Source organism: Dietzia sp. CW19 (assembly GCF_014145265.1).
In the GTDB taxonomy this organism is placed as follows: Bacteria; Actinomycetota; Actinomycetes; order Mycobacteriales; family Mycobacteriaceae; genus Dietzia; species Dietzia natronolimnaea.
In genome coordinates, this window is the sequence record NZ_JAALEE010000403.1 from 1 (window position 1) to 3,012 (window position 3,012).

Annotated in this window: 3 protein-coding genes; 1 reads left to right on the forward strand and 2 read right to left on the reverse strand. The window is 71.7% G+C overall.

Translation table 11 applies throughout. The features are described from left to right. Positions 1 to 89: 89 nt before the first annotated feature. Both G6021_RS12160 and G6021_RS12165 read right to left on the reverse strand, forming a co-directional pair. Complete coding sequence (locus G6021_RS12160) at positions 90 to 614, reverse strand: flavin reductase family protein (RefSeq protein ID WP_182641396.1); 525 nt, start codon at positions 612 to 614, stop codon at positions 90 to 92. Between the two features lie 63 nt (positions 615 to 677). Beyond that, a complete protein-coding gene (locus G6021_RS12165; protein ID WP_182641397.1) occupies positions 678 to 1,853 on the reverse strand; it encodes an ROK family protein in 1,176 nt (391 codons plus the stop codon). Positions 1,854 to 2,002: 149 nt separating this feature from the next. Between G6021_RS12165 and G6021_RS12170 the strand changes: the two genes are divergently transcribed. After that, positions 2,003 to 3,012, forward strand: a 1,010-nt coding sequence (locus G6021_RS12170) for an LLM class flavin-dependent oxidoreductase (protein ID WP_347238961.1), incomplete at its 3' end; no start/stop codon positions are given.

Here is a 3,012-nt window from a genome sequence, read left to right on the forward strand (position 1 = left end):
CCCGCTCATCGAGCGGGGGCCGCCTCGTCGTCGGCCGATCTCGTGGTCGGTCGGCCTCGTGGTCAGTCGTGGTCAGTCGTGGGACGTGGTCACTCGTGGGCCGTGGGCACCGCACGGAAGCCGCCGTCGAGCACCACGAGCGGATCGCCGGGATCCTCCTCGTCGAACCAGGCGTCCAGCAGCCGCGCGACCACCAGGACGTGGTCGCCCGCCGGGACGAGACGATCGAGGGCGACCCGGAGTCGCGCCCGCCCGCCGTGGAGGAGCGGTTCACCGGTCTCGGCCCGGGTCCACAGGGAGTGGTCGGCGAACCGGCGGTGGGAGGGGCCGGCGAACCGGAGCGCGAGTGATCGGTCGGCCTCGCCCAGCAGGTGGATCACCGCGGTCCGGGCGTCGAGCACAGCCGCCAGGCTGGACGACGAGATCCCGACGTTGAAGCTCACCAGGGCGGGCCTCGACGACAGGCTGGACGGTGATGACGCGGTGAACCCCACCGGCCCGTCGGCGCCGTCGAGGGTGATGATCGTGACGCCGGCGGGATGCATACGCATCGCCCGCCGATGGGTCTCCGCCGGGACGGACTGGTGAGCGGTGGACAGGCTTCGTTCGGTCATACGAGAAGTCTGTGGGGGTCCGCTACGGATGTCGAACATTACTGTCGCGGTGACCGGAAAGGGTCAGGACACCGACAGCAGCCTCGACGGCAGCGCGCTCGTGGGGTCGGCCGAGATGGTGTCGAGCGCCACCGCCATGGCCGCCAGCTGCTGGATCCGCCCGCCCGCCGTCGACACCCTGAGTTCGGGTGCCCCGCCGGCGAGAGGGGTCTCCCGTGAGGCTCGCAGGAGGGGTCCCAGGTAGCGCGGGTGGTCCGTGAAGGCCTGTCCACAGAGCACCACCGAATCCGGCCGAGTGATGGCCGAGACCAACCCGACCAGGCGGCCGAGGATGGTCGCCCGCTCGACGAGGATCGCGTCGGCCATCGGGTCACCGTGTGACCGGGCCGCGAGCTCCGGCACCGACCCGACGGTGATCCCGCGGGCGGCCGCAGCCCGGACCAGTCCGGAATCGCCCACCACGTCCAGGAGGCCACCGCCGCGGTCGTCGAGGTAGGTGGTCGGCCCCACGGGGAGGTGGGCGAGTTCCGCCGAGCCGGCCCGTGGCAGGTGCACGGCGCCGTCGATCACGAGGGCGGAGCCCAGATGCTCCCGCGCGTAGACGACCAGCGTCGTGCCCGTGTGGGACTCGTGCCCCACGAGCAGCTCCGCCGCGGCCATCGCCTCGACGTGGGGGGCCACGGAGAAGGGCACCCCGATTCGATCGGCGAACAGGTCCGCCACCGGAACGTCCCGCCACCCCAGCAGGTCGTGGTCGATCCTGCCCGGCGCGGTGATCCTCGCGGCCGTGGCCACGCCGCCCCAGACCAGCCGGCGGTCCCGGTGGCCGTCGAGGAGCCGGAACGCGATCGCGGACAGCTCGTCCGCGATCACCTCCGGATCCCGGCCCGGGGTGGGGATCGCGTACTCGGACAGGATCCGGCAGGCGAGATCACTGATGGCGACCACGCACCGGCTGAGGCCGATGTGGACGGCCACCACCACGGGCCCGGCGGGATCGATCTCCACGGGGATGCTCGGCCGGCCCACGGAACCGTCGTGCATGAGTTCGGGTCGCTCGCGGATGACCCCGGAGGACAGCAGCGCTGCCGTGGCTCGGCTGACCGTCGCCACCGACAGGCCCGTGGACGCGGCCACCTCCGGACGGGTCACCGGCCCCCGGAACCGGATCGTGCGCATGACCCTGGCCGAGCTCACGTCGGACAAACGCAGGTCAGGGGCGGGTGATCGGGGTGTCATGGGGGAGAGGGTACCACAGCCTATAGACCGATCGGTCTACTCGTGTAATGGGTTTCCTTCCCGGTGACGGCAATTGTGGCCCCCCGTCTCCGTCCGGCCGCACGATGTGTCGGTCCGCACTCCGACCCGAGACACCTCAGGAGCCGTCCGTGGCCACCGACCCGACTCATCCGAACCCCGACCAGACTGGGTTGCACTTCCACTGGTTCCTGCCCACCTACGGGGACTCGCGCAACCTCGTGGCCGGGGGGCACGGCACGCTGATGTCGGGGGACCGTCCGGCGACCCTGCCGTATCTGCGGCAGATCGTCGCGGCGGCCGAGCACAACGGGTTCGAGTCCCTCCTCACTCCCACCGGCGCCTGGTGCGAGGACGCGATGATCACCACCGCTCTGCTCGCCGAGTCGAGCGACAGCATCAAGTTCCTCGTGGCGCTGCGCCCGGGGCTCATGAGTCCCACCCTCGCCGCGCAGATGGCGACCACCTTCCAGTGGCAGACCGGTGGCCGCCTGCTCCTCAACGTGGTCACCGGAGGCGAGTCCCGCGAGCAACGCGCCTATGGGGACTTCCTGGACAAGGAGGCCCGATACGCCAGGGCGGACGAGTTCCTCGAGATCGTCCGAGGACTCTGGGATTCGGAGAACCCGCTCTCCTACAGCGGTGACCACCTCGCCGTCGTCGATTCCGTCCTGGCGCGTCGACCGGACCCGGCGCCGCCGATCTTCTTCGGCGGCTCCTCCGCGGCCGGAATCCGCGTCGCCGCCCGCCATGCGGACACGTACCTGACCTGGGGCGAACCCCCCGCTGCCGTCGCCGGGAAGCTGGACCGGGTCCGGGACGCCGCGGCCGTTCACGGCCGGACACCCTCGTTCGGGATCCGGCTCCACGTGATCTCCAGGGACACCTCGGAGCAGGCGTGGGCCGAGGCCGATCGGCTCCTGGCGGGGATCGACCCCGCGGACGTGGCACGGGTGCAGGCCTCGCTGGCCGCCAGCGAATCGGAGGGCCAGCGCCGGATGCTCGACCTGCACGGCGGCCGGACCGGGTCGCTCGAGGTCTCGCCGAACCTGTGGGCCGGTGTCGGCCTGGTCCGCGGGGGCGCGGGGACCGCGCTCGTGGGCTCCCACGAGGAGGTCGCCGACCGGATCGCCGAGTACGA